At 62.6% G+C, this 26,797-nt stretch carries 22 protein-coding genes, 2 tRNA genes and 1 riboswitch; of the genes, 4 read left to right on the top strand and 20 right to left on the bottom strand.

All coding sequences use genetic code 11. From position 1 onward, the window contains the following. Positions 1-23: 23 nt before the first annotated feature. Positions 24-1,223, bottom strand: coding sequence for an ROK family protein (locus tag RQH14_RS09400; RefSeq protein ID WP_311213005.1), 1,200 nt, complete (start codon positions 1,221-1,223; stop codon positions 24-26). Positions 1,224-1,447: 224 nt separating this feature from the next. Then, positions 1,448-2,593: a methyltransferase gene (locus RQH14_RS09405; protein WP_311213006.1), complete on the bottom strand. Its 1,146-nt coding sequence runs from the start codon at positions 2,591-2,593 to the stop codon at positions 1,448-1,450. A 188-nt stretch (positions 2,594-2,781) separates the two neighbouring features. On the opposite strand from RQH14_RS09405, the gene RQH14_RS09410 reads away from it, so the two are divergent. Continuing rightward, a complete protein-coding gene (locus tag RQH14_RS09410) occupies positions 2,782-3,159 on the top strand; it encodes a cupin domain-containing protein (RefSeq protein WP_311213007.1) in 378 nt (125 codons plus the stop codon). A 64-nt stretch (positions 3,160-3,223) separates the two neighbouring features. Here the strand turns inward: RQH14_RS09410 and RQH14_RS09415 are convergent. After that, positions 3,224-3,296, bottom strand: a tRNA-Ala gene (locus RQH14_RS09415). A gap of 401 nt (positions 3,297-3,697) precedes the next feature. Between RQH14_RS09415 and RQH14_RS09420 the strand changes: the two genes are divergently transcribed. Further along, positions 3,698-4,288 (top strand): ScbR family autoregulator-binding transcription factor, encoded by a 591-nt coding sequence (locus RQH14_RS09420; protein ID WP_311213008.1) that lies wholly within the window; start codon positions 3,698-3,700, stop codon positions 4,286-4,288. 118 nt (positions 4,289-4,406) lie between these two features. Here RQH14_RS09420 and RQH14_RS09425 read toward each other — a convergent pair. From RQH14_RS09425 to RQH14_RS09480, 12 genes are all read right to left on the bottom strand, one after another. After that, positions 4,407-4,482 (bottom strand) — tRNA-Ala (locus RQH14_RS09425). Between the two features lie 115 nt (positions 4,483-4,597). Next, positions 4,598-5,002 carry a ribosome silencing factor gene (gene rsfS, locus RQH14_RS09430; RefSeq protein ID WP_311213009.1) on the bottom strand — a complete coding sequence of 135 codons (405 nt, stop codon included), beginning with the start codon at positions 5,000-5,002 and terminating at the stop codon, positions 4,598-4,600. A 58-nt stretch (positions 5,003-5,060) separates the two neighbouring features. After that, complete coding sequence (locus tag RQH14_RS09435; protein ID WP_311213010.1) at positions 5,061-6,458, bottom strand: hypothetical protein; 1,398 nt, start codon at positions 6,456-6,458, stop codon at positions 5,061-5,063. 7 nt (positions 6,459-6,465) lie between these two features. Further along, positions 6,466-7,089 carry a nicotinate-nucleotide adenylyltransferase gene (gene nadD / locus RQH14_RS09440; protein ID WP_216659717.1) on the bottom strand — a complete coding sequence of 208 codons (624 nt, stop codon included), beginning with the start codon at positions 7,087-7,089 and terminating at the stop codon, positions 6,466-6,468. Positions 7,090-7,144: 55 nt separating this feature from the next. Then, positions 7,145-7,387 (bottom strand): hypothetical protein, encoded by a 243-nt coding sequence (locus RQH14_RS09445; protein ID WP_311213011.1) that lies wholly within the window; start codon positions 7,385-7,387, stop codon positions 7,145-7,147. An 82-nt stretch (positions 7,388-7,469) separates the two neighbouring features. After that, complete coding sequence (locus RQH14_RS09450) at positions 7,470-8,834, bottom strand: glutamate-5-semialdehyde dehydrogenase (RefSeq protein WP_311213012.1); 1,365 nt, start codon at positions 8,832-8,834, stop codon at positions 7,470-7,472. Next, on the bottom strand, positions 8,831-10,012 hold the full coding sequence (gene proB, locus RQH14_RS09455; RefSeq protein ID WP_311213013.1) for a glutamate 5-kinase: 1,182 nt from the start codon (positions 10,010-10,012) through the stop codon (positions 8,831-8,833). The genes RQH14_RS09450 and proB overlap by 4 nt, the downstream gene beginning before the upstream one ends. Beyond that, the gene (gene obgE / locus RQH14_RS09460; protein WP_311213014.1) at positions 10,002-11,588 is read right to left on the bottom strand and encodes a GTPase ObgE; all 1,587 of its coding nucleotides are present in this window, start codon (positions 11,586-11,588) and stop codon (positions 10,002-10,004) included. Before obgE ends, proB begins: the two co-directional genes overlap by 11 nt. A 156-nt stretch (positions 11,589-11,744) precedes the next feature. Further along, positions 11,745-12,008, bottom strand: coding sequence for a 50S ribosomal protein L27 (rpmA, locus tag RQH14_RS09465; protein ID WP_024816903.1), 264 nt, complete (start codon positions 12,006-12,008; stop codon positions 11,745-11,747). Between the two features lie 62 nt (positions 12,009-12,070). Next, positions 12,071-12,379: a 50S ribosomal protein L21 gene (gene rplU / locus RQH14_RS09470; RefSeq protein ID WP_024816904.1), complete on the bottom strand. Its 309-nt coding sequence runs from the start codon at positions 12,377-12,379 to the stop codon at positions 12,071-12,073. Positions 12,380-12,755: 376 nt separating this feature from the next. Continuing rightward, complete coding sequence (gene thiD, locus RQH14_RS09475; protein WP_311213015.1) at positions 12,756-14,273, bottom strand: bifunctional hydroxymethylpyrimidine kinase/phosphomethylpyrimidine kinase; 1,518 nt, start codon at positions 14,271-14,273, stop codon at positions 12,756-12,758. Further along, a riboswitch (TPP riboswitch) is annotated at positions 14,264-14,362 on the bottom strand. It overlaps the preceding gene by 10 nt. 136 nt (positions 14,363-14,498) lie before the next feature. Then, positions 14,499-17,705: an Rne/Rng family ribonuclease gene (locus RQH14_RS09480; RefSeq protein WP_311213016.1), complete on the bottom strand. Its 3,207-nt coding sequence runs from the start codon at positions 17,703-17,705 to the stop codon at positions 14,499-14,501. 484 nt (positions 17,706-18,189) lie between these two features. Between RQH14_RS09480 and RQH14_RS09485 the strand changes: the two genes are divergently transcribed. Next, positions 18,190-18,870, top strand: a complete 681-nt coding sequence (locus RQH14_RS09485) for a vitamin K epoxide reductase family protein (RefSeq protein WP_311213017.1) — start codon at positions 18,190-18,192, stop codon at positions 18,868-18,870. A gap of 81 nt (positions 18,871-18,951) precedes the next feature. Here the strand turns inward: RQH14_RS09485 and ndk are convergent, their stop codons facing one another. From ndk to ileS, 4 genes are read right to left on the bottom strand one after another with little or no spacing between them, the layout of a single operon-like run. After that, a complete protein-coding gene (ndk, locus tag RQH14_RS09490; protein ID WP_089595301.1) occupies positions 18,952-19,371 on the bottom strand; it encodes a nucleoside-diphosphate kinase in 420 nt (139 codons plus the stop codon). Positions 19,372-19,412: 41 nt separating this feature from the next. Beyond that, positions 19,413-19,865: a DUF4233 domain-containing protein gene (locus tag RQH14_RS09495; RefSeq protein ID WP_311213018.1), complete on the bottom strand. Its 453-nt coding sequence runs from the start codon at positions 19,863-19,865 to the stop codon at positions 19,413-19,415. Between the two features lie 2 nt (positions 19,866-19,867). Further along, on the bottom strand, positions 19,868-21,229 hold the full coding sequence (locus RQH14_RS09500) for a folylpolyglutamate synthase/dihydrofolate synthase family protein (protein ID WP_311213019.1): 1,362 nt from the start codon (positions 21,227-21,229) through the stop codon (positions 19,868-19,870). Beyond that, positions 21,226-24,531, bottom strand: coding sequence for an isoleucine--tRNA ligase (ileS, locus tag RQH14_RS09505; protein ID WP_311213020.1), 3,306 nt, complete (start codon positions 24,529-24,531; stop codon positions 21,226-21,228). The genes RQH14_RS09500 and ileS overlap by 4 nt, the downstream gene beginning before the upstream one ends. 363 nt (positions 24,532-24,894) lie before the next feature. Between ileS and RQH14_RS09510 the strand changes: the two genes are divergently transcribed. Further along, positions 24,895-25,941: an endonuclease/exonuclease/phosphatase family protein gene (locus tag RQH14_RS09510; protein WP_311213021.1), complete on the top strand. Its 1,047-nt coding sequence runs from the start codon at positions 24,895-24,897 to the stop codon at positions 25,939-25,941. On the opposite strand, the gene RQH14_RS09515 is transcribed toward RQH14_RS09510, so the two are convergent. Then, positions 25,938-26,729 (bottom strand): SDR family oxidoreductase, encoded by a 792-nt coding sequence (locus RQH14_RS09515; protein WP_311213022.1) that lies wholly within the window; start codon positions 26,727-26,729, stop codon positions 25,938-25,940. The two genes, RQH14_RS09510 and RQH14_RS09515, sit on opposite strands and share 4 nt — an antisense overlap. Between the last annotated feature and the right edge of the window lie 68 nt (positions 26,730-26,797).

The raw sequence follows: 26,797 nt of genomic DNA on the forward strand, positions 1-26,797 counted from the left end.
AATCCGTCAAACGTCGCGCTGGTTCAGCCTTCCAGAAGGAGCCGCTGCGCCCGCGGTGCCAGCATGTGCTCCAAAACGAGGCATGCGGCACCGATTGCGCCGACATCCTCACCCACTCCGGTTCCTACAACTTCGAGGTCATGGATCATGCGGGCAGCATTGTTCCTGTCCAACAGCTCCGGAACCCGCTCCAGGAAATAGGGCGACATCCGGCCCCAGAAGGGACCACCAAACACCACGCGCTCCACATCCAGGGTATTGGTCACCACGGACACTGCACGGGCCACAAGGGTGGCCGACTTATCCAGAATGGCAATGGCTTTTTGGTTCCCAGTGTCGGCTTGGTCGCACAGGGCCGCAAACCGCTCCTGGACTTCGGGACCGTCTGCCCCCTCACGGTGACCGTCCAAGACACCAGCTGCTTCAGCTTCGGCCACCAGGACCTGAGGGATGCAGGAGGACTTAACACATCCGTGCAGTCCGCAATCACACAACGGACCGGAAGGGTCAACCACGATGTGGCCGATTTCGCCTGCGTTGCCGGAGGTTCCACGGACTACTTCATCGTTGAGCACGATTCCGCAACCGATGCCGGTACCCATGTACATGAAAACAAAGCTGCCGGCGCCGCTCGCGCCGCCTGCCCAGGTTTCAGCAACAGCTGCGCTGGTGACGTCCTTGTCAACCAGGGTCTCCAGCCCGGTGGCTTCACTCAAGGCCTCACGGATACGCACCCGGTTCCACCGGGTCAGCAGGGGCGGGTCCACCACAGAGCCTTCATCCAGGTCAATGGGTCCCGGGACTGCAACGCCAAGACCAGCGATCTTGGATGCGTCCACGCCCGACTCTTCGACCAAAACCTTGATCTGCGCGGCGATGCTGGTGATCACGCCGGCGGGGTCCCCGCCAGGGGTGGACATCCGGGAATGCCGGACGACGTCGCCCAACAGGTCAAGAACCACAAAAGTGATAACGGCGGGGTCCAGATGGACACCAACGGCATACATCCCAGCCGGGTTCAACCGCAGGATGGTCCGCGGCTTGCCCGGCCCCGATCCTTCCTTGCCGGCCTCGACGATCAGCTTTTGATCCAGCAGCCGCCGCGAAATATTGGAAATGGTTTGGGGGGAAAGTCCAACAATCTGTGCCAGCTCCACACGGCTGAGTCCCTGCGTCGACCGCCGGATCGCCTCCAGAATGACAGTCAGATTGAAGTCCCCCATACGGGGTAGATTCGTTCCGCGCCTCGGTGTCGGCTGCCGGATCTCAGTCACTGATGCCCCTCGTCATTCGGAAAAACTTCGTCGAATTTAGTCTCTGTCTGCATCGTACGATACCCACAGCCCCACAGATACGAGCACACGCTGGCGACGAAGTCAGAGGTTGGTAACGATGCCACTGAATTGTATGCGACAGCTTCCCGGACCGTGCCTTGATGACGGTGCGCTCAGGATTTGATACTGCGTGTCACCGTGAACTTCGGGTTACGGCCTTCCTCCGACGTTGGCCCAATCAGCCGCTCCAGCGCACCCCGATACTGCAAGTGACTGTTGTAGACGGTCCACAACTCCCCACCCGGCGCCAGCATCCGTCCGGCGGCTTGGAACATCTTCAGCGCAGCGCCTGCATGGACGCTGGCGCCTACATGGAACGGCGGGTTCAGCAGGATGAGGTCAGCACTGCCGGGTTCAAGCGTGGACATCGCGTCATCATGAACGACGGCGACCCGGCTTCCCACCCCGTTGGCCTCCGCGGTACCCCGGGCCGAAGCAACAGCAGCGGCGGATTGGTCCGTTGCCACCACATTCGCCTCCTCATGGCGCCGTGCATACATGGTGGCCAGGATCCCCGTTCCACATCCCAGGTCCACCACGCGCCGGGCAGCCGGCATCCGGTCCAGGAAGGTCAACAGGTAACGCGTCCCAATATCCAGGCGGGCTCCCGAGAAGACGGCACCATGTGCACAGACCGTGATTCCCAATTCCTGCAATGGCTCAACAACGGGGAACGGTGGCGCGTCCGGAACCGGTTGGGGATCCCTGGCAATGAGCACCCTGGACTTCTGCCGGGCAAGTTGTGGTTGGACAGAGGAAAAGTACTTCTCCAGGACTGAATTCATACCGGTGGACATATGCTTGACGCGGCCACCTGCCAGCACCACCGTATCCGGCGCTGCGAACCGGGCAACGGCGTCGGCGATTTCCTCCAACTCAGCCAGCGACTTCGGCAATTGAACAAGTACCAGCCCTGCGTTGCCGAGCAACTCCGGACCTAGCCCATGCTGGGTGAAACGGCCCTCGAGACCTGCCGTAGTTGCGTTGCGCTCCAATGCGAGCCGCCCCGTGAAAAGGTCCTGGTTAACACGGACATGCCCGACGCCGAGCCCCACCAGCGCGCCCAGCGTCAGGGCACCGTAGCGGTCGCCAACAACGACGACGTCGGTGTGCTGGCCCGCCATCTTTGCCGCTGTTTCCAGCAAAATCCGGTCAGTGGCGTCGTAGGCCTGCAAATTGTCCGCTTCGACGTCCGGGAACCTGCTCAAGCAGCCAAACAGGGTTTCCAGTTCCAATGCCGTCACGATGGAGGTTCTCACTTTCGTTGCGTTTTTGACTCGACTTTGTCAGTGCTTGGGAGGAACCTGAGAGTGCAGCACGTAAACACCTGGTCGTCCCGTCAGTTTGGTAAGCCCATCACAGAGGCGGCCGGCACACGTCGTGGTGACCAAGGAGCCAGGCACCGGGACCATCCATCATCCGGCTCCCCCCTCCCCTGCGAGAAGCCATGAGTGTCAATGTTGTCATGAACCTTGAAGTAAAGTCCCACAACTCTCCCGACGAGACGCGCCGCCCGGACAAGACCGTGCTGGACCTCGTCACCGTGGGAGAGTACACAATCGGCCGTATGACCTTTGAGCCGGGGTGGACCTGGGCTGACTGCATCAAACCTGTAGTGGGCACCGACTCCTGCCAGTTGAGCCACGTTGGATTCTGCGTTTCCGGCAGGCTGGACGTTGAAACCGACGACGGCGGCCAGATCAGTATTGCTGCCGGCGACTCCTACACGATCCCGCCGGGCCACAACGCTCACGTGGTAGGCGACGAACCGTTCCAAGGTGTGGAGTTCGTCAGTGGCGCCGAGTTCGCCCGCCCCCCTGCATAAAGGAGACAAGCTTCCAGGACATGCAAAAAGACCCCGCTCAGATGAGCGGGGTCTTTTTCCGAAGTGGAGCTGAGGGGACTCGAACCCCTGACCCCCTGCATGCCATGCAGGTGCGCTACCAGCTGCGCCACAGCCCCGGATTTGTTGATTTTCCGGCGAAGTTTTTCTCTTCCCGTCGAAGCAACTCGTCAATACTAACCACAATCCATCGAGAAGCGAAATCGGCTGAACGTGAACTGCGTCACCCCAAGTCGTGACTTATCAGCTACGGCTCCTCAATGGAACCTGGCAGCCGAGGCGCGCTGGACGAATCCGCCGCGCCTCCCCCAAACCGGCTGCCTGGGAGCGCGCTGTCGGCCAGCCCGCCCCCATGAAGTCTAAGATCGATACTTCCAGAAACCAAACCGTCCAGTCGGTTTAATTGAGCGACCCACCTTTGCCCGGTGATAGCGTTGTGGGGTTCCAGAGGCGCCACTGCCAGCATCCCGTGACAGATCATCCGGCCCCACCACATCGCTCGAAAGGTCAGCCACTACCGATGCAGCAACGTGCGCAGGACACCCGACTGGCAGTCATTGAAGGCGCAGCCCGTGTCTTCGCGGAGATTGGGTATGGAAACGCCAGCCTGGCTGACATCACCAAGCGCGCGGGCGTGACCAAAGGCGCACTCTATTTTCACTTCACGTCCAAGCGTGAGCTTGCCCTGGCGGTCATCGCCGAGCAACACGCGCTGGTCCAGTCGGCGGGCTCGGAGATCGCCGCTTCCAACGACACTGCGCTGGAGAAAATCATCGGACTCTGCAGGATGTTCGGGCAGCAACTGCTGGATGAACCGATTGTCCAAGGTGGTATCCGGCTCACTTTCGAGGCCTCTGCATTTCAAGCTGACGTCTCCGGCCCGTATCAGGACTGGATCAACACCGCCCACCACTTACTGGCGCACGCCCAGGCGGAGGGGGATGTCCGCGCCGATCTGGATGCCGCCGCCTTCGCCCGCTTCTTGATTGCATCATTCACCGGAGTTCAGATGGTCTCCGAAGTCCTCACTGCGCGGGAGGACGTCATGGCCAGGATCGAACAGATGTGGGACTTCATGCTGCCGGCCTTGACATCAGGTACAAGCAACTAGACACACAGTCCTTGAGTCGCCGGCGACGAACTGCGTAAGCCCGGGCACAGCCAGCCGGATCAATTGTCTCCGGGTACAGGAAAGGGTCCTGCTTCCTTGACGAAAGCAGGACCCTTGATGGTGGAGCTGAGGGGACTCGAACCCCTGACCCCCTGCATGCCATGCAGGTGCGCTACCAGCTGCGCCACAGCCCCATATTCTTGCTGCTTCGCGTTCAGCATTTCAGCCATCCGCGCCGAAGCAACTCAAATATCTTAGAACAGCGTTTCCGAAAATTCCAAATCGGGCATATTCGGTTGCCGTGAGTTCCTAGTGCTCGGAGTCCTCCGCGGAAACAACCTTGGCGGAGGCATCGTCACCGAGCTCCAGGTCCACCACAGGGCAGTCCTTCCACAGACGCTCCAGTGCATAGAACACGCGGTCTTCGGCGTGCTGGACATGGATCACGATGTCCGCGTAATCCAGCAGAACCCAACGGCCTTCAGAGCGGCCCTCACGACGCACGGGGCGAAGATCCTGCTTGAGCAGCTCTTCCTCAATGCCATCAACGATTGCATTGACTTGGCGCTCGGTAGGAGCGGAAGCAATCAGGAAGATGTCAGTGAGCGCCAACCGCTCGCTGACGTCCAGCGCAACGATGTCTTCGGCGAGCTTATCGGCCGCGGCACGCGCGGCGTGACGGGCGAGGGTGATGGATTGTTCATGTGCAGACACGGGGACTCCTTGTTGTGGCCTGTGGCCTTGGTTTGGCGTATGCCGAGATAAAGCGGAACTAGCCGCTGGTGATCATGATGATGCCGACGATGAGCGCAACAAGGCCCAGAGCCAAAACACCGTACTGCAGCAGCCTGCCGCGCTGCGCCCTGGCAAGTCCTGCAGTATTGACGTCCAACGGATCAAGTCCGTAAGCCGTACTGGCGGAAACGGGAGGTCGTTGCGTCTCTTCGCTGTGCTCCACCGGCGCAACCGGCTTCTTCCTGGCGGACCTGGCAACAGCTTCCGCTCGGGCAAGAACTCCCGCGCGGCCCCGAGAACCTGGCTTCTTGACCTGGGACGGGTCATCCAGCGTGGGCCCTGCCGAGGTGATTAACGGCACGAACGTGGTGCTGGGACGCTTCATGACCGGACGCTCAACACCAGGAACCTTGACGAACTCCAAAGGAGTCACCATGGCCAGGTTGTTGGCCGTGGAAGGACCTGACGTAGCCGCTGGAGACTTTGCCTGCTCGACCTTGTTCTGCTCAGCCTTGTTCTGCTCGGCAAGCTTCTGCTTGGCTGCAGCGCGTTTATTCAACACGGCCGCACGTTCGGCCAAGGCAATCTGCTCCGCCAAGACCGCTGGATCAACAGCCAACGGATCCTGCTCAGCAATGTGCTCCAGCTTGGACGTCTGGTTCTGGACCTGCGCCGCGATCAACTCACGGACAGCAAGCGCCTGCTCCACAGACATTCCGGATTCCGGGCCGTCCTCCGGGGCCTTGATCTTGGGCGTGGTCTTGTCAGCAGGAGTTTCGTGGCCCCCCGACGTGCTTTTGTCCTTGGCGATTCCGTGGTCGGCCTCAGCTTTGGCGGCCTCGGGTTTTGCTGTGCCGGACTTGGCGACCGCGGGCTTTGCTTCCGCAGACTTCGGAGCTTCGGACTTTGCTGTGCCGGACTTGGCGACCCCGGGCTTTGCCGCTTCCTGCGCGGAGCCCGGCGCCGGAACGATCGGGTTCATTGACGTGGCAACTTCGGCTTGGAGCTGCTGAAGTCGAAGCTGGCGCCGCGTGGGAGGCCCACCTCCGGAGAGCTGCTCTTCTTTGTCCGCGAGTTCCTTGATGGTCCGCAGAGCTGCGCGGTCGCGTGCCCGGACCTGGGAGGATCGCTCCTGCGCTGCGGTTCCTACGGCATCCACCGGCCCATCAGCAGCACGGCGGTTACGGGCAGCCGGACGGTCAGCACCAGCAGCGTCAACAGTGGCGGGTGTCTTGGAATTCACGTCGGCTTTTGCCGGTGCTTTGGGCTCCGGGGTAGTTTCTGGCTGCGACTTCGGCTCCGCTGGGGCGTCTGCCTGTGCGGTGGCGTCTGCCTGCGCAGTGGCTTCTGGCTGCGCAGTGGCGTCCGTCTGCTCTTCCCGGGCGCGGCGAAGCTCACGCCTGCTGCGGATGGGTCGCTGTTCCTGGCTGCTCATTCAAAACTCATTCAGTACGTGCTTGGTCGTCTGATCCGGACAGTACGGGCGTCAGTTCCCCTGCCACGGGCTGGGGCGCGTACAGACCATATTTAGCGATGTATTGCACAACTCCGTCCGGCACCAAGTACCAGACGGGGTTGCCTGCGCCCACGCGGATCCGGCAATCCGTGGAGGAGATCGCCATGGCGGGAACTTCGAGCAAACTGACGTCATCAGTCCGTCCGAGGTCGTTCAGTTCATGTCCGGGACGCGTCACCCCGACGAAGTGCGCCAACGACCACAACTCGTCCACATCTTTCCAGGACAGGATCTGGGCCAGGGCATCCGCGCCGGTGATGAAGAACAGGTCCGCGTCAGGACGCTGGGCCCGCAAGTCACGCAGGGTGTCTATGGTGAACGTGGGGCCGGGACGGTCAACGTCCACCCGGCTCACAGTGAACCGCGGGTTGGATGCGGTGGCAATCACTGTCATCAAGTACCGATGCTCCGGCTCGCTGACAAGCTTGTGCGACTTCTGCCACGGCTGTCCCGTAGGCACGAAAACCACTTCGTCGAGTCCGAACTTGGCTGCTACTTCACTGGCAGCCACAAGGTGGCCATGATGGATTGGATCGAACGTTCCACCCATCACGCCCAGCCGAAGCCTACGCCCCGACTCCCCACGTGGTGTTGCGGCAATAATGTTAGTGGCCCTGCCCGTGGGTGTGCTTGTTCGGGTGCTGGCGGTGCGGGTCAGCGTGCTCTTCAACAGCCTCGTGGCGGTTGCCCAGGTTGGTGTAGGAGAGGGTGATGAACATGAGGACAAGCAGGAAAGCGAACATCACGATGCCGAAGACCCACGGCTCTGCCCACAGGGGTGCAAGTTCCTCGTGGCCGCCGCCTTCAGTTTGGGCGGCAATGGACGTGGCGATCTGCTGAAACAGCATCTTCTCCCCTAGTTGGTTCTCAAATGTTTTGCACGGCGGGGCTTCCCGACGTTCCGGACTTCTGTTCTATGTTACCGCGTTGCTAGCCGCGGACTTGGCCTTCGCCCTGGACGATCCACTTGGTGGTGGTCAGCTCCGTGAGGCCCATGGGCCCCCGGGCGTGCAGCTTCTGCGTCGAAATACCCACTTCGGCGCCGAGGCCCAGTTCGCCACCGTCGGTAAACCGCGTGGAGGCGTTGACGATCACAGCAGCGGAATCAATCTCTGCGATGAATTTCTCGGCGTTGGCCAGGTTGTTGGTAAGAATCGCTTCAGTATGTCCCGTGGTCCACGTACGGATGTGGTTGACGGCCTCATCCAGGCTGTCCACCATGGCCACTGCGAGGTCAAGGTCCATGTATTCGGTGGCCCAATCGTCGTCGTCAGCGGGAACGGTTTCGACGTCCTTGCCTAAGGCAGCGGCGATCCTCTCGTCCACATGGAGCGTCACCCCTTGTGATCGCAATGCCTTGGCAACAGCGGGAAGCACCGTCGCACCCGAGTGCACCAGCAGGGTCTCCACGGTGTTGCAGACGCTGGGACGCTGCGTTTTGGCATTGAGAAGAATTTCCACGGCCATTTCTTCGTTCGCGGACTCGTCGATGAAGATGTGGACGTTGCCTTCACCCGTTTCAATAACGGGCACGGCAGAGTTGGTCACCACTGTCTGGATAAGGTCCCGCCCACCCCGCGGAATGAGGACATCCACGCGTCCGCGGGCACGCATCAACACGTTGGCACCTTCACGGCCGTACTGGTCCACGGTCTGGACAGCATCAGCCGGCAGGCCCACCGAGTCCAGTGCTTCCCGAAGGATCCGAACCAAGGCCTCATTGGTGTTCGCCGCTGCGGACCCGCCACGAAGAATCACGGCATTGCCGCTCTTCAGGGCCAAGCCGGCGATATCCACGGTTACGTTCGGCCGTGCCTCGTAAATGGCGGCCACAACACCCATGGGTACGTTGACCTGGCGCAGGCGAAGGCCGTTGGGGAGCGTCTGTCCGCGGACCACGTTGCCCACGGGATCCGGCAGGCCCGCCAAATTCTCCAGGGCCGCAACCAAGCCATCGATCCGGGCAGGAGTCAGCGTGAGGCGGTCCAGGAGTGCTGCGGACGTGCCATTGGCATGGCCTGCGGCAACGTCCTTGGCGTTGGCCTCCAAAACATGCTTCCGATTCTCCACCAGGGCTGTTCCGATGGCGCGGAGCGCACGGTCCTTCCAGGCACGGTTCGCCTGACCCATGCGGCGGGAAGCCTTGCGGGAACGGTCGGCAATGGCATGAACGGCGGCTTGGACATCCTCCGCGGAGAGCGGAGCGCCGCCTGCCACAGGGTTCTCCGGCGTTTGTCCGGGAACACCGGAAACGTCGGAGATCACAGGGGCATCAGGGGTCAGCGCTTCAGTCATGCTCCAAGTTTAGATGAGCGCGGCGTCCGCAAGAGCACCAGATCATCAACATGAACAACTTCGCGGTCGTAACCCCGGCCCATCGCTTGCCCGAGCTCCTGGGTAGTCCGGCCCAGCATGCGTGGAAGTTCCTCCGAGGAGTAGTTCACCAGCCCACGCGCCACCACGGTCCCGTCATGGGTCACCATCTCCACGGGATCGCCGGCTTCGAAATCTCCGCTGACCTCAGAAATGCCCGCGGGAAGGAGAGACCTGTGCCGTTCGCGCACTGCTTTAACCGCGCCGTCGTCGAGCATTAAGCGTCCCTGAACCGTCGCCAGGTGCGCCAGCCACAGGAGGCGGACCGGCTTGCGGTTGCCATTGACGGAGAACCAGGTTCCCACGTCCTCCCCCGCCAAGGCGGCCGCAGCGTTGGCCGTCGACGTTACCAAAGCGTGGATACCGGAGCCGGCAGCTATCGACGCCGCCTCCACCTTGGTCATCATTCCACCGGTTCCGACGCCGGCCTTACCGGCCTTGCCGATGGTGACGTCCTCAAGGTCCTGGGGACCCTGAACCAACGGAATACGCTTGGCACCCTGGGACGGCGGACCGTCATAAAGGGCATCGACGTCGGACAGCAGTACCAGCGCATCCGCGCGGACAAGGTGAGCTACCAAAGCGGCCAGTCGGTCGTTGTCGCCGAAGCGGATCTCGTGCGTGGCCACGGTGTCGTTCTCGTTGACCACGGGCACCACGCCAAGGTTGAGCAAACGGTCCAACGCCCTGAAAGCGTTGGTGTGCTGCGTGCGGCGCATGAGGTCATCCGCGGTCAGCAGCACTTGGCTGACGGTGACGCCATGGGCACTGAACGCCTGGGTGTAACGGGCCATGAGCAGTCCCTGGCCCACACTCGCGGCAGCCTGCTGCGTGGCCAGGTCCTTGGGCCGTTTGGCCAGACCCAAAGGAGCCAGGCCTGCAGCGATGGCCCCCGAAGAGACCAGAATGATCTCGGTGCCGGCATTGCGCTTCTCGGCCAGGGCGTCCACTAGTCCCGCAAGGGATTTCTCGGAAATACCGCCCTTGATGCTGGTCAAGGAAGAGGACCCCACCTTGACCACAATCCGTTTGGCGGTGGCGAGGGCCTGGCGTTCCAGACCGTCGGCCGTGGCCGGAACGTCGACGGTCCTAGTCGTCATCACCGGCGTCCAGGGTGCTCTCCCTCACGGTCTGCGCGCGGCGGCCACTGACGGATTCAGTCCAGATGCCGGCCTTGCGTTCTGCTTCAAGCTCTGCTCGTGCGGCTGCCTTGGCTTCGCGGCGCTCAATCTGCTCATCGCGCTTCTGCGAACGCGTAGGACGGTCGCCGATGTCCGCAACGCGGATGTCCGTACCGCGGGGGGTTGCCAAAAGCTCGGCACCGGCCATCATGGTGGGCTCCCAGTCGAACACCACGCCATCGTCTTCACCGATGACCACGGTGTCGCCGGGCTTGGCGCCAACCTTGAAGAGTTCAGTTTCGACGCCCAATTTGGCCAGGCGGTCGGCAAGGTAGCCAATGGCTTCCTCATTGGTGAAGTCGGTCTGCTTGACCCAGCGCACAGGCTTTTCGCCCAGAACGCGGAACAGCGGTTCGAGGTTCTTTTCTTCGCGGCGGATCTTGAAACCGGACTCGTTGACCGCGCGGGGACGAAGGACGGGCGGCGCCACCTTGGGAGGTGCGACTGCCACGGCATCGCGCGCAGCCTTGACGATCTCCGCCATGGCAAATCCGAGCTGGCGCAGGCCTTCGTGGCTGGTTGCCGAGACTTCGAAGACGCGGTAACCCCGCGATTCCAGGTCCGGACGGACGAACTCGGCCATGTCCTTGCCGTCGGGCAAGTCAACCTTGTTCAGGACGACCAGTTTGGGGCGCTCGTTCAGGGGAACAACTTCGCCGTCAACACCGGCGTAGCTCATGTCAACCGCATACTTCTCGAGCTCGGCCTCAATGATGGCGAGATCGGACAGAGGATCCCGGTCCGACTCCAGGGTTCCGCAGTCGAGGACGTGCACCAATGCCGCGCATCGCTCTACGTGGCGCAGGAAGTTGTGCCCAAGGCCCTTGCCTTCGCTGGCACCCTCGATCAAACCGGGGACATCGGCAATGGTGAAACGGACCTCTCCCGCCTGGACCACGCCAAGGTTGGGGATGAGTGTGGTGAAGGGGTAATCGGCGATCTTCGGCCGGGCAGCAGACATGGCTGCGATCAGGCTGGACTTGCCGGCTGACGGGAACCCAACCAGCGCGATGTCGGCAATGGACTTCAGTTCCAGGACGATGTCGCTGGATTCGCCTTCGATGCCCAACAGGGCGAAGCCGGGTGCGCGGCGCTTCTGGGAGGAAAGGGAAGAGTTGCCCAGGCCGCCTTGACCGCCTGCAGCTGCAATGTATTCAGTCCCCTCGCCCACGAGGTCAGCCAGGACTTCGCCGTCCTTGGTCTTAATGACGGTGCCGTCAGGGACCGGAAGAATCAGGGTCTCGCCGTTTTTGCCGCCGCGCCAGTCGCCCATGCCCGGGCCACCGTTGGTGGCGTGGCGGTGGGGTGCATGGTGGTAGTCCAGCAAGGTGGTGGTCTGGGCGGACACCCGGAGGATGACATCGCCACCGTTGCCGCCGTTGCCGCCGTCGGGGCCACCGAGCGGCTTGAACTTCTCCCGCTTTACAGAGACACAGCCGTGGCCGCCGGTTCCGCCGGATACGTGCAGGACTACCCGGTCTACAAAGCTCGCCACGTGAATCTCCTCAGTTGCTGTCTTACAGCGTTTGTTGCTGTTGCCAGCGTTATTGCAAAAACCAGCGCGCCGGGGGCGCCCTAGTCGATTGTAATGCGGTTAAAAGAACGGTGGAGCGGGCCGTTTTGGCCCCCTCCACCGGTTCAGAACTTGTTGTTACTCTGCAGCTGCAGCAGCAACGATGTTCACTACGCGACGACCGCGGCGAGTACCAAACTCAACCGAGCCGGCCTGCAGGGCGAACAGTGTGTCGTCGCCACCGCGACCTACGCCTGCACCCGGGTGGAAGTGCGTGCCACGCTGGCGAACGATGATTTCGCCTGCGGAGACTACCTGACCACCGAAGCGCTTGACGCCCAGGTACTGTGCGTTGGAGTCACGACCGTTGCGAGTGGAACTCGCGCCTTTTTTGTGTGCCATGTGAAATGCCTGCCTCTAAATTTCTGGGGAAACTGAAAAACCTGAACAGCGGGTAACGAAAGTTACGCGATGCTGGTGATCTTGATCTTGGTCAGTTCCTGACGGTGACCCTGACGCTTCCGGTAGCCGGTCTTGTTCTTGAACTTCTGGATGACGATCTTCGGACCACGGAGGTCCTCGAGGATCTCAGCAGTAACCTTGACGTTGGCCAGTTCCGCAGCTGCGGAGGTGACCTTCTCGCCGTCAACCAGGAGCAAGGCGGGCAGCTCAAGCGTGCTGCCGGCTCCACCGGGGACGCGGTTAAGCGTTACGTAGTCTCCAACGGAAACTTTTTCTTGGCGGCCGCCTGCGCGGACAATCGCGTACACCACTTGGGTACTCACTTCTCTCGACGTTTATAACTAAATTTGCGTGCGGAACCTGGAACCGAAATCAGGCTTGGTTCGCGCTGTGCCTCAACGCCGTGGACTTCTGATCGAAGTCCGCGAGTCATCCCTTGAACAATTCCAAGGGGCATAACCCAAGTGTTGGCGTAAGCACCGAAGATCAAGATTACGCTAGTTTGACCTTCAGCTGCAAATGAGGCCGGGTCCGGAGGCTACCACGTGACTTGCGTCACCAGTTGTAACGGACTCTCCCTGCACCGTGCCCATACAGCCTACAGGGTTTGGGGCGATTAACGTGATTTGACCCGCGACGCGCTGTGGCGATCCGGCAACCCGGACTAAAAAGCCCGGACAGAGCCCGTCAGGCGAAAAGCCGCGGAGCGTCAAAGAACGCAGTTTCATAGCGGCAGGACTGGGCAAAAGCCTCCACCATGGCTGCCCGCTCCCCCTCGGAAGCTGCCGCTGCAGCAGCGTCCGTGAAATTGATCGCATTCCTGGTGGCTGCAGCAAACTCTTCATCGGCGTAGGTCCTGAGCCAGTCCGCATAGGGATGCGCTGCCGGGGATCCAGCGTCCACGAAGGATGCATGGAGCTGCTGGCCCACCTCCGCGTAGAGCCAGTAGCACGGCAGGATGGCCGCCAGCACCACTGAGTAGCTGCCGGTGGCCGTTGATGCCAGCAAGTGGTCCACATAGGACTTGGTGACGGGCCCGGTTACCGAGGATGCCTCCCGGGTGCTGAGCCAATTCCTGTGCAGTTCCGATTCGACTTCCAGGCACTGTTGGGACGCTCTGGCCCAGAACAGCTGCTCCTCCTCAGTGGGTGCAAGGGCGCCCGCTCGCGCCAGGACCCTGGAGTAGCCGTTGAGGTAGATGGCGTCCTGGGCAAGGTAGTAATTGAACGCTGCTTCCGGGAGGTCGCCCGATTGCAGGCCGTCAATAAAGCTGAGCCTGTAGATTGCCTCGAGCTCCGGAGTGGCTTCCTTCCACAGGGCCGCCGCAAATTCCCCCGGCCTCAGGCTCTTATGGTGGTGGAAATGGTGGACCGGCCCACTTCCCTGGCCTACATCGAGGCTGTCCGAATGAAGCAGCGCCTTCAGCAACCACGGCTTGACCTCGCGCAAGGAAGTTTCCCAATCGCCCGTGCGGGCCTGGACAGTGGCCAGAGCCGACGACAACGAACAGCCCGTGCCGTGGCTGTTCTTCGTTTCCACGCGGGGTCCTGCTACCTCAATGACGTCCTGGCGCAGGAGTCCGCTGGTGTTGACCAACGCGTCCGGGCATTCCGTCCCTGCCAAATGTCCGCCCTTCACCAGGACCGTGTTGCCGCACTCAGCTGCCAGCCGCTTGCCTTGGTTCAACGCCGACTCCCAATCAGCAGCTTCAGGCTCCCCCAACAGCATGGCGAGCTCCGGGAGGTTCGGGGTAATAAGGTCCGCCAAGGGCAGGAGCGCGCCCAGGGCCTGCTCGGCAGAGCCTCGCAGGAGGCGGTCACCGCTGGTGGCCACCATCACCGGGTCAAGGACCACGACGGCGGGACGCACCGCCTCGAGCCAGGCGCGGACCTCATCGATGACCGCTGCGTCACCCAGCATGCCGATCTTGACGGCATCGATGGCGATGTCCGAGCTGATCGCTTCCAATTGCTGCCGCAGGAACTCCACCGGAGGAACGTGGACGGCGCTGACACCCAGCGTATTTTGGGCCGTCAACGCGGTGATCGCCGCCATGCCGTACCCGCCCAGCGCGGCAATGCTCTTAAGGTCTGCCTGGATACCGGCACCGCCGGAGGGGTCCGAGCCCGCGATGCTCAGTACGCGGGGCGTTTCACGGCCGGAAAATACCAATGGGTACACGGGAGAATACGACGATGACGTCATGGGGACATCCCTTCGCCGGTGCTAACCGGACAGGTTCAACGGGTCTGGATCTCAGCCTGGCCCTATGCCCGGCACCCCGTGTCAGTCCACCAGCGTAGCCGGGAAGCAGCACGGCTCGGGAACTGCGCCACGCAGAAGACCGGATGTGACCCTTGATCGCGGACAGCAAAGGGCCCTGCAGTACCCGCCGGTGACGGTTACTGCAGGGCCTTTGCGGATCAGATGCTAGAGCTCCGAAGCAGGTACGCCAACCCCAAGGATGATGGGTTCCTCGGATACCACCTTCTTGGCAGGCTCAGCCGGTGCTTTGGCCTCGTGAGCTGTTCCACGCGCTGCCGTAGCTGTTACCTCGTGGTGCTCAACGCTGGTCTCGTTGGCTGCGCCCTGGGCGCGGCTCGCACTGCGGTTGCGGCGCCCACTGCGTGACTTCGACGCCGACGCAGCTTCAGGGCCCTCATCTACAGGCCGCGCCACGGCGGCTTCCGGTGCAGCGGCTGCCTTGGAAGGAACCACGGTTTCGGGCCGTGCCTCGGGTGCCGCACCAAGGTGGGAGAACGCTTCGGCCAGGAGATCCAGGCTCATGGCCGGCTTGGCGGCCGGAGGTTCCTCATGGTGTTCCCCGAATGGCAGGGCAACCTCTTCGCCGCCGAATCGCAGAACCGGAGTGGAACGTGCGTCCCGAACCGATGCGTCCCGGTCTGGTTCAGGGGCAGCCTGTTCTCCGGCCCCGGCCTGTGCTGCAGCCCCAGCAGCTGCCTGCTGCTGGCCGGCGGCCCGTGCCTGCTCTTCCGCACGGTGAACTTCGTCATCGTGCAAGTGGGCAGCGTGGGCCGCAGCAGCAATCGTTGCCAGTGCAGCCCGAGTTGCCTCTGCCTTGGCCTGCTTGGCAGGATCCTGCGGCTCGGTGGCAGCAGGTGGTGCAGCAGGAGCGGAAGCAGTGGTGTGGACCGGCGCGGGAGCCTCGGCGACAGCCTGTCCCCCACCCTTCCCACGACGGCGCTTGCGTTCCGTTCGGGCAGCAGGTTGCTGCGTCTCAGTGTGCGGGCGGTGGTGCTCGGCAGCCACAACGTTGGCACGGCGGTGCTCCACGGGCTCGTCGTGGGTGACCACGCCGCGGCCGGCACAGTGCTCGCACTGCTCACCGAAGACCTCCAGGAGGCCGGTACCCATGCGTTTACGGGTCATCTGGACAAGGCCCAGTGACGTCACTTCGGCCACTTGGTGCTTGGTGCGGTCGCGGCCAAGGCACTCAACCATGCGGCGGAGGACGAGGTCGCGGTTGGACTCAAGGACCATGTCGATGAAGTCGATGACAATGATGCCGCCGATGTCACGCAGGCGAAGCTGGCGAACAACTTCCTCAGCAGCTTCGAGGTTGTTCTTAGTGACGGTTTCCTCAAGGTTTCCACCGCTGCCGGTGAACTTACCTGTGTTGACGTCCACCACGGTCATGGCTTCGGTGCGGTCGATGACCAACGAGCCACCGGACGGCAGGAAGACCTTGCGTTCCAGTGCCTTGTGGATCTGCTCGTCAATGCGCCAGGCACCGAAGATGTCCTGGTCCTTGGTCCACTTCTCAAGGCGGCCCACAAGGTCGGGGGCAACGTAGGTCACGTAGGCCTCGATGGTGTCCCAGGCGTCGTCGCCGGAAACGATCAGTTTGGAGAAGTCCTCGTTGAAGACGTCACGGACCACCTTGATGGTCAGGTCCGGCTCGCCGTAGAGCAGTTCCGGAGCCAGGACCTTGGTGGAGGAGGCCTGACCTTCGATGCCTTCCCACTGGGCGCGCAGGCGGTTGATGTCGTGCGTCAGTTCTTCTTCCGACGCACCTTCAGCAGCCGTGCGGACAATGACGCCTGCGTTTTCCGGCAAACGGTCCTTCAGGATGCGCTTGAGGCGGTTGCGCTCAACGTCGGGCAGCTTGCGGGAAATGCCGGTCATGGAACCACCGGGCACGTATACCAAGTAGCGGCCGGGCAGGGAGATCTGGCTGGTGAGGCGGGCACCCTTGTGGCCTACAGGGTCCTTGGTGACCTGCACCAGGACGGAATCGCCGGACTTCAGCGCGTTCTCGATCCGGCGCGGCTGGCCCTCGAGGTTGACCGCGTCCCAGTTGACTTCTCCGGCGTACAACACGGCGTTGCGTCCGCGTCCGATGTCCACGAAGGCAGCTTCCATTGACGGCAGGACGTTCTGGACCTTGCCCAGGTAGACGTTGCCGATCAGGGAGTCCTGCTGGGTCTTGGAGACAAAGTGCTCAGCCAGCACGCCGTCTTCCAGGACGCCGATCTGAATTCTGTCGTCACGCTGGCGGACAATCATCTGGCGGTCCACTGATTCGCGGCGGGCCAGGAATTCGGCCTCGGTGATGACCTGGCGGCGGCGACCGGTTTCGCGGGATTCGCGGCGGCGCTGCTTTTTGGCTTCAAGCCTGGTGGAGCCCTTGACGCTGGTAACGCGATTGGAGGGGGCCGTTTCCGTGATCGGGCGGGGAGCACGGACGCGGGTGACTGTGTTGGGCGGGTCGTCGTCCGAGCCGCCGGTCAGTTCAAGGTCCTGGTCGCCACGGCGGCGGCGACGGCGGCGGCGCGAGGTCACCCCTTCGTCGGAGGCTTCGGCAGCGGGAGTTTCCTCGTCCTCGGACTCGGTGCCCTCTCCGGCTTCATTCTCTTCGCGTTCGGTTCCGCGACGGCCGCGGCGGCCACGGCTCCGACGGCGGCGACGACTGCCGGCATCTTCCAGTTCATCCTCGGCACCGGCCTCGGCCTCTTCCTCGGGCTCCTCTTCCTTCTCCTCCACCGCGGCGACGCGGGGAACAGTGGTGAGGTCCGGAGCCTGGAAAATCATGGACGTGATGGAAACGGGCTCCATGAAGAGCGAACCGGAGCCTGCAGCGGCTTCCTCTTCTTCCGGGGTGGCCTCAACAGGAGCCGCATCAACGGTAGCTGCTTCAGCAGCAGGCGGCCCTTGCTGGGAGGCGGCGTCCGGCGTCGTGGTTTCCACGGTGGCTTCAACTGTGCCTTCCGCAGCAACGGTTGCTGCATCGGCGGCAGGTGCCTCCGCTTCAACCTTGGGCTTGGCAGTACGACGACGGCGGACCGGCTTTTCGGGGGCAGGCACGGCGATGGCTTCGGGCTGGGTCACTGCGGCCACTTCCGGCGCGGCAGCGACGTCGTCACCCAAGCCGGGCAGGGGCTCAGCGGATTCTGCCTTCTTGCGCGAACGGGTACGGCGTACCGGCGCAGCGGGGGCATCCGTTGCTTCAGGAGCCTCCGTCGATTCAACGACAGGCGCTTCTGCGGCCTGCGTTTCTGCGTCAGCTGCAACTTTGGGCGCAGCCTTGCGCCGGGTCCGGGTGGCTTTCTTTGGCACTTCCGCAGTTTCCGCGGGAGCTGCCTCGTTATTAACGGCTACAACCTGGTCATTATCCATATGTGGCAACACTCCTGCCCCAGCGACACCGCCACATCCGGCGCCCAGTGGGGCAAATATTGTCAAAACCCGCAGGCGTTGACAGAAGTCGGTTTATGCTTTCCGGTTCGCACCATCATTGGGGTGCGGCAGCCCTGGAAAGCCGGCGCCATTGTTCTGAAACCCGTTGTTCTGTTGCCACAACCAGGTGCCGTCCATTGTCATGGCGGGCCCACCAAGGATCACGTGATCCAGGCATGCCCAGCTCATACTGGCGGTCTTGGGAACAAAGTCACCGGACCGGATTCCGAATGTGGATCGGGTTCCGGCCATGTTCATTCTCTCACACCTGTTCACCTTCCCACGGTAGGCCGCTGTGTCGCAGCTTCAGGGAGCAGGCGCCAACCAGAAGCTTGGGGTCACCGCCCAGCCTCCGGAGTTACAATCCTCCCAAGAGCCCATACCGGCATGGCCGGACCGTACGTTGAAAAGGACCAGATCCGCGATGCCGAGCACAGCCAGGGGAAACCTGGCCAATCAATCCACCAATGCCGTGGAGGACTTGTCCACGCAGGCAGGTCCACAACAGGAAACACTCCCCCGGACTGCCCGCGACAAACCCTTTGCGTTGCTGCTGCTGATCACCGGCGTGATCGGATGGGTGGCGTCGGGAGCATTGGTACTGGAGAAGCTTGAAGTACTCAAGGACCCCAATCACGTGACGGTCTGCGATGTGAATCCCTGGGTTTCCTGCGGCGCGGTCATGCAAACGCCGCAGAGTTCCGTGTTCGGGTTCCCCAACATGTTCATCGGCATCGTTGCCTTTGCCGTCATCATCACCACGGCGATGGGCATTCTCGCGGGGGCTAAGTTCTCCCGGGGCTACTGGCTGGGGCTCCAGGCGGGCGTTACCCTTGGCTTCGCTTTCGTTATCTGGCTATGGTCCCAGGCCCTCTACGCCATCCACGTGCTCTGCCCGTTCTGCATGGTGGTGTGGGCGGCCATGATCCCGTTGTTTGTGTGGGTAACCATCCGAAATGTCACCCACGGAGTCATCAAGGCGCCGCCGGCCCTGGCAAAGCTGCTGGGCGAGTCCGGCTGGATCATCGTGGCGCTCCTGTACGTTGCCGTCATCGCCACCATCTTCTTCTCGTTCATCCACATCTTCGTGGGGTCCTCCGCTTAGGAAAACCCCTTCGCGAGATGACAGAAAAGGCCAATGTTCGTGATGAACATTGGCCTTTTCTGTAGTTTCGGCGAGGCGTGGCTAGCCTGCGAACCAGATCTTGATCTCACGCTCTGCTGAATCAACGGAATCAGACCCATGGACGAGGTTCTGCTGGACTGCCAGGCCCCAGTCGCGGCCGAAGTCCCCACGAATGGTGCCCGGAGCCGCCGTGGTGGGATCCGTGGTTCCAGCCAGCGAGCGGAAGCCTTCAATGACACGGTGGCCCTCGAAGACCGCCGCGATGACCGGTCCGCTCAGCATGAACTCAACCAACGGCTCGTAGAACGGCTTGCCCACGTGCTCCTCATAGTGCTGCTCCAGCAGCTCGCGGGATGCGTTGACCTTCTTCAGCTCCGCCAGGGTGTAACCCTTGGCTTCGATCCGGGCGAGGATGGTTCCGCCCAGGTTGCGGGCGACGCCGTCGGGCTTGACCAGGACGAGGGTCCGTTCAATGCTCACAGTTGCTCCAATGTGGTTGGTCGGTGGTTTTCCCAGCCAGTTTACGGGGTTTGAGGGTCTGCTTCGTCACCGTGGGCAGCATCCCATTGAGCCTGCTCACGGTCCCGCTGGGCTGCTTCACGGTCAATCCTCATGCCGGCCCTGATCCCATACCACCAGCAGATGGCGAACAGGATGCCCACAATGAACATTGTGGGCTCTGCGAAGCCCGTCAGGATCAGCACCAGCTGCAGCGCCCAGCCAACGGCGATTCCCCAGGGCTTGGACAGCACAGCGCAGGCGAGAACCAGCACCACGCTCAGGGCGATGCCCACGCCCAGGATGAGGCCGGGGGCCACTTCCCCGCGCCTCAATCCGAAGACCGCCAGCGTGCCGAAGAACGCGACGAAGGCTTCGAGGAGGAGCACGGTGGATGCGAACATCACTTTGGTGGAGCGGCGCTTCTTGGGCATGCCCGGCCGCCATTCACGCTGCGCCTTGGTCATTTTTGCCATGCTCAGGCACCCGCCTTTCCGAGCAGGATCCTGGCTTCGGCCACCACCGTGATGGAGCCGGTCACCAGGACGCCGCCAGCGAGGTCGTCGTTGGATTCCGCACGCTCCACGGCCCATTCAAGGGCGTCGTCGAGCCTCTCCGCAATGTGGATGTTGTCCTCGCCGAAGCCAAGGTCGACGGCGAGTTCGGCCAGTTCCGCTGCGGGAACGGCACGAGCCGAGTTGGATTGCGTGAAGCAGAATTCCCCGGCAAGTCCACCGAGGGAATCCCTCAGGGTCTTCAGGATTTCCTCTGCGTCCTTCTCGCGCAAGACGCCCACGACCACCACGAGCTTGCTGAAGCTGAAGGCCTCCTGGATGGCCTCGGCCGAGACGCGGATGCCGTCGGGATTGTGCGCAGCATCCACCACTACGGTAGGCGCCGTGCGGACAACCTCCAAGCGCCCGGGCGAGGTCACGTTGCCGAACGCCTCCTTAAGCACCTCTGCATCGAGTTCCTTCTCACCTCCGCCGAAAAATGCTTCCAAGGCAGCAACGGCCACAGCAGCATTTTCAGCCTGGTGGGCGCCATGGAGCGGAAGCAGAAGGTCCTCGTATCGGCCGGCAAGGCCTTGGATGGTCAGGACCTGGCCGCCAACGGCTACTGCGCGGGACTCAACACCAAATTCAACGCCCTCGAATCGGAACGGCACATCCACTTCGCGGGCTTTCTCCAACAGGACCTGCGCGGCATCCACCGGCTGAACGGCGCTGACCAGGAACCCGCCTGGTTTGATGATGCCGGCCTTCTCATAAGCGATGTCCTCCGTGGTGTCGCCCAGGAGATCCGTGTGATCCAAAGAGATCGGCGTGATGACGGAGACTTGACCGTCGCCAACGTTGGTGGCATCGGTGATGCCGCCCAAGCCGACTTCCATGACGGCAACATCCACCGGCTGGTCCGCGAACACAGCAAAGCCAAGAATGGTCAGGCACTCAAAGTACGTCAGGCGGGGCTCGTTGTCGGACTCGAGCTCGCTGTCCACAATTTCCAAGTACGGGCGGATTTCGTCCCAGATGCGCACGAACGTCGCGTCCGGCACAGGCTCGCCGTCGACGCTGATGCGCTCGGTGACCTTTGACAAGTGCGGGCTGGTATAGCGGCCCGTGCTCAGTCCGTGGGCACGCAGTCCGGCCTCGATCATGCGGGCCGTGGACGTTTTGCCGTTGGTGCCGGTGATGTGAATGATCGGGTACGCCTTGTTCGGCTCCCCCAGCACGTCCATGGCACGGAACAAGGGAGCCAGGCGCGGTTCCATCTTGTTTTCCGGAGCACGGCCCAGAAGTTCGGCGTAGACGCTCTCTACCGAGAATTCGTCAGTCATGGTCGGGCTCCTGCCTTGGTGACCGTGACCTGCGGTTCGTCGACGCCGGCCAGCAGAACCTCCAGCTCAAGGGTCAGCGTTTCGGTCTTGACGAGCTCCGCATTGGCTTCCAGGGCGTCTACGACGTCCTGTGCGGCCTCCACAGAAGTGCGGATGCGGTCGCTCACGTTGAGTCCAGCGTCCTTGCGGGCCTGCTGGATGGCGCGGACCATGTCCCGGGCCAGCCCTTCTGCGGCAAGCTCCGGGGTGACCTCGGTGTTGAGGACCACGAATCCACCGCCAGGAAGCACCGCTACTGCCGAGCTGCCGCCGTCGGCCGCTTCCGCAACCACAGTCTCCAGCGTGTATTCGTGCGGCTCGAGCTGCAGTCCACCGGCAACGACAACACCGGCATCATTGACAGACCAATCGCCGGACTTGGAGCCCTTGATGGCCTGTTGGACGTTCTTGCCCAGGCGCGGTCCGGCAGCCCGGGCGTTGACCACAAGCTTCTGTTCGATGCCGAATTCCTCAGGCGAGGCAGTTGCCGCGTCCAGCAGGCGGACCGAACGCAGGTTCAGTTCATCAGCGACGACGGCGGCAAAACCTTCCAGCGCGTCTGCACCAGGTGCCACAACAGTCAGTTCCTGCAGCGGCAGGCGGACGCGCAGGTTGGCTCCCTTGCGCAGGCTGGAACCAGTGGAGCAGATCTGCTGCACGCGGTCCATGGCCTCCACCAGCCCAGCGTTGGCAGGGAACAAGGACGCGTCGGGCCAGTAGGCCAGGTGCACGGAACGGCCACCTGTGAGACCACGCCAGATCTCCTCGGAGACCAGCGGCAACAACGACGCCGACACCCGGCACACGGCTTCCAAAGCCGTGTAGAGCGCGTCAAAGGCGTCAACATCCTCGTCGAAGAAGCGCTGGCGGCTGCGGCGGACGTACCAGTTGGTGAGCATGTCAAGGTAGCTGCGCAGTTCATCGCAGGCACCCGAGATGTCGTAGCTGTCCAGGCTGGCAGTGATGTTGCGGACCAGGTCCCCGGTGTTGGCCAGGAGGTACTGGTCCAGCGTGTCGGCGTAGCCCTCATAGCGCAGCTTCGCTTCGTAACCGGAACCGCCGTTCGATGCGTTGGTGTACAGCGTGAAGAAGCTATAGACGTTCCACAGCGGCAGGATGACCTGACGGACGCCGTCGCGGATGCCCTGCTCGGTAACCACAAGGTTGCCCCCGCGAAGGATGGGGCTGGACATGAGGAACCAGCGCATGGCGTCGGAACCGTCGCGGTCCAGGACCTCGGACACGTCCGGGTAGTTGCGCAGGCTCTTGGACATCTTCTGCCCGTCGGAGCCCAGCACGATGCCGTGGCTGATCACGTTCCGGAATGCCGGGCGATCAAACAGTGCTGTGGACAGGATGTGCAACATATAGAACCAGCCGCGCGTCTGTCCGATGTACTCCACGATGAAGTCCGCAGGGTTGTGGGTGTCGAACCACTCCTCGTTCTGGAACGGGTAGTGCACCTGTCCGTAGGGCATGGACCCGGAGTCGAACCAGACGTCCAACACGTCTTCCACACGGCGCATGGTGGATCGACCTGTGGGGTCGTCCGGGTTCGGACGTGTCAGTTCATCGATGAACGGACGGTGCAGGTCCACCTGGCCTTCGTTGTTGACCGGGAGACGGCCGAAGTCGGCCTTCAGGTCCTCCAGCGAACCGTAGACATCGGTGCGTGGGTACTCAGGGTCATCAGACTGCCAAACGGGGATGGGCGAACCCCAATACCGGTTACGGCTGATGGACCAGTCGCGGGCGTTATCCAGCCACTTGCCGAACTGGCCGTCCTTGACGTTGCCCGGGATCCAGTTGATCTCCTGGTTCAGCTCGGACATGCGGTCTTTGAATTTGGTGACCTCAACGTACCAGGAGGACACGGCACGGTAGATCAGCGGGTTCCGGCAGCGCCAGCAGTGCGGATAGCTGTGCTCGTAGCTTGCCTGGCGAACAAGGCGGCCGTCGGCGCGGAGCACCTGGGTGATGGGCTTGTTGGCATCGAAAACCTGCAGGCCAACGATGGATGCCAGCTCGCCGTGGGCAAACAGCGGCAGGAACCTGGCTCCTTCGTCTACGGAGAGGACCACGGGGATGCCTGCGTCTTCACAGACTTTCTGGTCATCCTCACCGTAGGCCGGAGCCTGGTGGACGATGCCCGTACCGTCGGTGGTGGTGACGTAGTCGGCCACCAGGAAACGCCAGGCATTCTGCGTCCCGTACTTCTCAGCATCGGCAAAGTCGTACCACAGCGGCTCGTACTCAAGGCCTGCCAACTCGGCGCCTGTGTGGGTGGAGACAACGGCGGCAGTTGCGGCAGCGACGCCGTCGGCACCATCACCGTACCCCAGATCCTTGGCATAGGACCCCACCAGGTCAGCAGCGAGCAGGAAGCTGCCGGTAACCGGCGCTTCAGCGGAGGCCGCCTTCACGCCGTTGGGTCCTGCGGGCAGAACGGCGTAAGAGATGTCAGGCCCGACGGCGAGCGCCAGGTTGGTGGGCAGCGTCCAGGGCGTGGTGGTCCAGGCGATGGCCTGCACACCTGCCAGGTCCTTGGAGAGACCGGTGTCGCCTGCCTTGATGGGGAACGTGACCGTGACCGTCTGGTCCTGGCGGTTCTTGTAGACGTCGTCGTCCATGCGGAGTTCGTGGTTGGACAGGGGTGTCTCGTCCTTCCAGCAGTAGGGCAGGACACGGTAACCGTTGTAGGTCAGGCCCTTTTCATGGAGCTGCTTGAAGGCCCAAAGCACCGACTCCATGTATTCGACGTTGAGGGTCTTGTAGTCGTTGTCGAAGTCCACCCAGCGGGCCTGGCGGGTGACGTAGGCCTTCCACTCGTTGGCGTACTTCATCACGGAGGCGCGGCAGGCGTCGTTGAATTTATCGATGCCCATGGCTTCGATCTGGGTCTTGTCCGTCATGCCCAGTTGCTTCATGGCTTCGAGCTCTGCGGGTAGTCCGTGGGTGTCCCAGCCAAAGCGGCGCTCCACCCGCTTGCCGCGCTGGGTCTGGTAGCGGCCTACGAGGTCCTTGGCGTAGCCGGTCAGGAGGTGACCGTAGTGCGGGAGTCCGTTGGCGAAGGGAGGGCCATCGTAGAAGACGAACTCGTTGCTGCCGTCCTTACCCGCATCACGTTGGTCGATGCTGGCTTGGAAGGTGCCGTCTTCGTCCCAGTATTTGAGGACGCGTTCTTCGATCTCCGGGAACTTCACGGAAGCGGACACGCCATGCGTGCCGGACGAAGACGCTGAGGCCTTGGGGTAGTGGGTCATCTCATATCCTGTGATAGCTGGTTGACTGTCAGGATGCGAGGACGGCGTCGGTGTTTGCTGTTGTTAGTCACAGCTACACCGGTACCGCGGTACCACCTCACTTACCGAAACCTTGGCATCCCTGGGTAAGGGATAGCTGCCGGCACCGGCCTCTCATTACTGCTGTGACGGGCTTACCCGTCCGGCTCTACTGGGCGCCTGCCCCCTTTGCAGATGGTCAGCGCTGTTCTTCCGGAAGCTCACCGGTGATGGCCGGGTCAAAGCTGGTCCCCCAAGTCTAGCGGCAGCGTGGTGCCTCCCTCTACCCGGAGTTCATCCCAAGGATGGAGTCCGGGGGCGCCGCTGATACATAGACTCATCCCCATGACGCTTCCCGCTCCTGCAGTTCCGGAAACCCGCCGTCCCCGGCGGTCCGCATCCATCGCCTGGTCGGTTCTGGCGCTGGTGGTATCGCTGCCGGTGGCGGGGCTGTCAATCTTCCGTGCCATTCCTGCCGAATGGCCCCTCCTTGTGGTGCAGTTGCTGTCCTTCACACCGTGGATGGTGCTGCCCGCGGCGCTTGCCCTGGTGCTTGCTGTGGTGGGGCGGCGGTGGTTGGTCATCATCGCCACGGCTGCGCTGTTGGCGGTGCAGCTGTTCTGGCTGTTCCCGCTGGACAACGGAAAAGCGGTCGCACTGCCAGCCGGGACGGGCACGGCTTCGCTGAAGGTGATGAGCCTCAACTCCGAGTATGGCGAGGCGGACGCGGCGGCCATCGTGAGGCTGGTCCGCGAGAATGGTGTCCAGTTGCTGACGATCCAGGAGCACACCCAACGGCTTGAAGACGCCCTGGGCGCAGCGGGCCTGGAGGTTGTACTGCCACATCTCCTCAGCCACCCCAACGACGACGCGTCCGGGGGCGCGGTGTACTCCGTGTTCCCGCTGGAGGCCGTGGGGCTGCTGCCTGACACCCCGTTCCGGATGGACGTGACCCGGGTCCAGGTCACGGATTCCAGCGCTGGTTCGATGGCGGCGCTGAACCTCACCAACGTCCATACCCTTCCGCCGGTGGATGAGCGGATCGGGCAGTGGCGCAGTGATCTGGACAAGTTGGCCCGCCAGGCTTCCCGGCCCGGGAATCATCTGTTGGTGGGTGACTACAACTCAACGTACGATCACGCCGAGTTCCGTTCGTTGCTCGACGATGCCTTGGGAGGTCAGCAGACGGGCACGAAGCTCGTCGACGTCGGAACAGCTTCCGGTGGGCGGCTCTCGCCCACATGGCCCATGGAGGGGCAGCCGCTGCCGGGCATCGTCATCGACCACATGGTCACCTCACCCCGGATCAGCAACAGCGGCTACGCGGTCCTCCACGTTCCGGGCACCGACCACGCCGCCATAATGGCAACGCTCAGCATTCCTGCCGGTTAACTTTCCTTGCGGATCAGCTTGTGATTGGCAGCCTGGGCAACAGGACGGATCACGATCTGGTCAAGGTTGATGTGGTGCGGCAACGACACTGAGTACGCCACGACGCCTGCCACGTCCCCGGCCGTCAGCGGCTTGTCCACACCGGCATACACCTTGGCGGCCGCGTCTCTGTCGCCCAGCCGGTTCAGTGCGAATTCCTCCGTATAAACCAGCCCTGGAGCCACCTCGATCACCCGGATGTTGTTGCCCACCTCTTCCAGGCGCAATGCGTTGGTCATGGCGTGCTGGGCAAACTTGGCGGCGTTGTAGCCGCCACCGCCCTCGTACGCAGACAGCCCGGCAGTGGAGGTCAGGTTCAGGACCGTACCTTCGCCGTTGTCCCGCAACATGGGCAGGAACGCCCGGGTGATCTTCATGGTCCCCAAAACGTTGACCTGGTACATCCACTCCCAATCCTCCGTATCGGCGTTGGCGATGGTGTCCGCGCCGCGTGCACCACCAGCGATGTTGATGAGGGTGTCCGCACCTCCGGCCGTGGTGACGGCCTCCAGCAAGGCTGCGACGTCGTCGTCATTGGTGATGTCAGCCGGGAACGGCACAGCGCCGGTTTCAGCACCCAGGGCCTCGAGCCTGTCGGCCCTGCGCGCCACGGCGAAAACCGTCCAGCCCGTGGAGGCCAGGGCCCTGACGGTGGCTTCACCGATGCCGGTGCTTGCACCGGTCACCACGGCCGTCTTGTTCGTGCCGGAATTCTGTCCTGAGGGGGTGCTGTGCGCTGCCAAAGTCATGGCACCACCTTATCCGGGGGTGCGCAGTCCTCCCCCGGCGGACTGTAACCTGCGTTGATTCAGCCATG

The sequence above is a fragment of the Arthrobacter sp. WCS2018Hpa-7 genome (assembly GCF_031843805.1).
GTDB lineage: Bacteria > Actinomycetota > Actinomycetes > Actinomycetales > Micrococcaceae > Arthrobacter.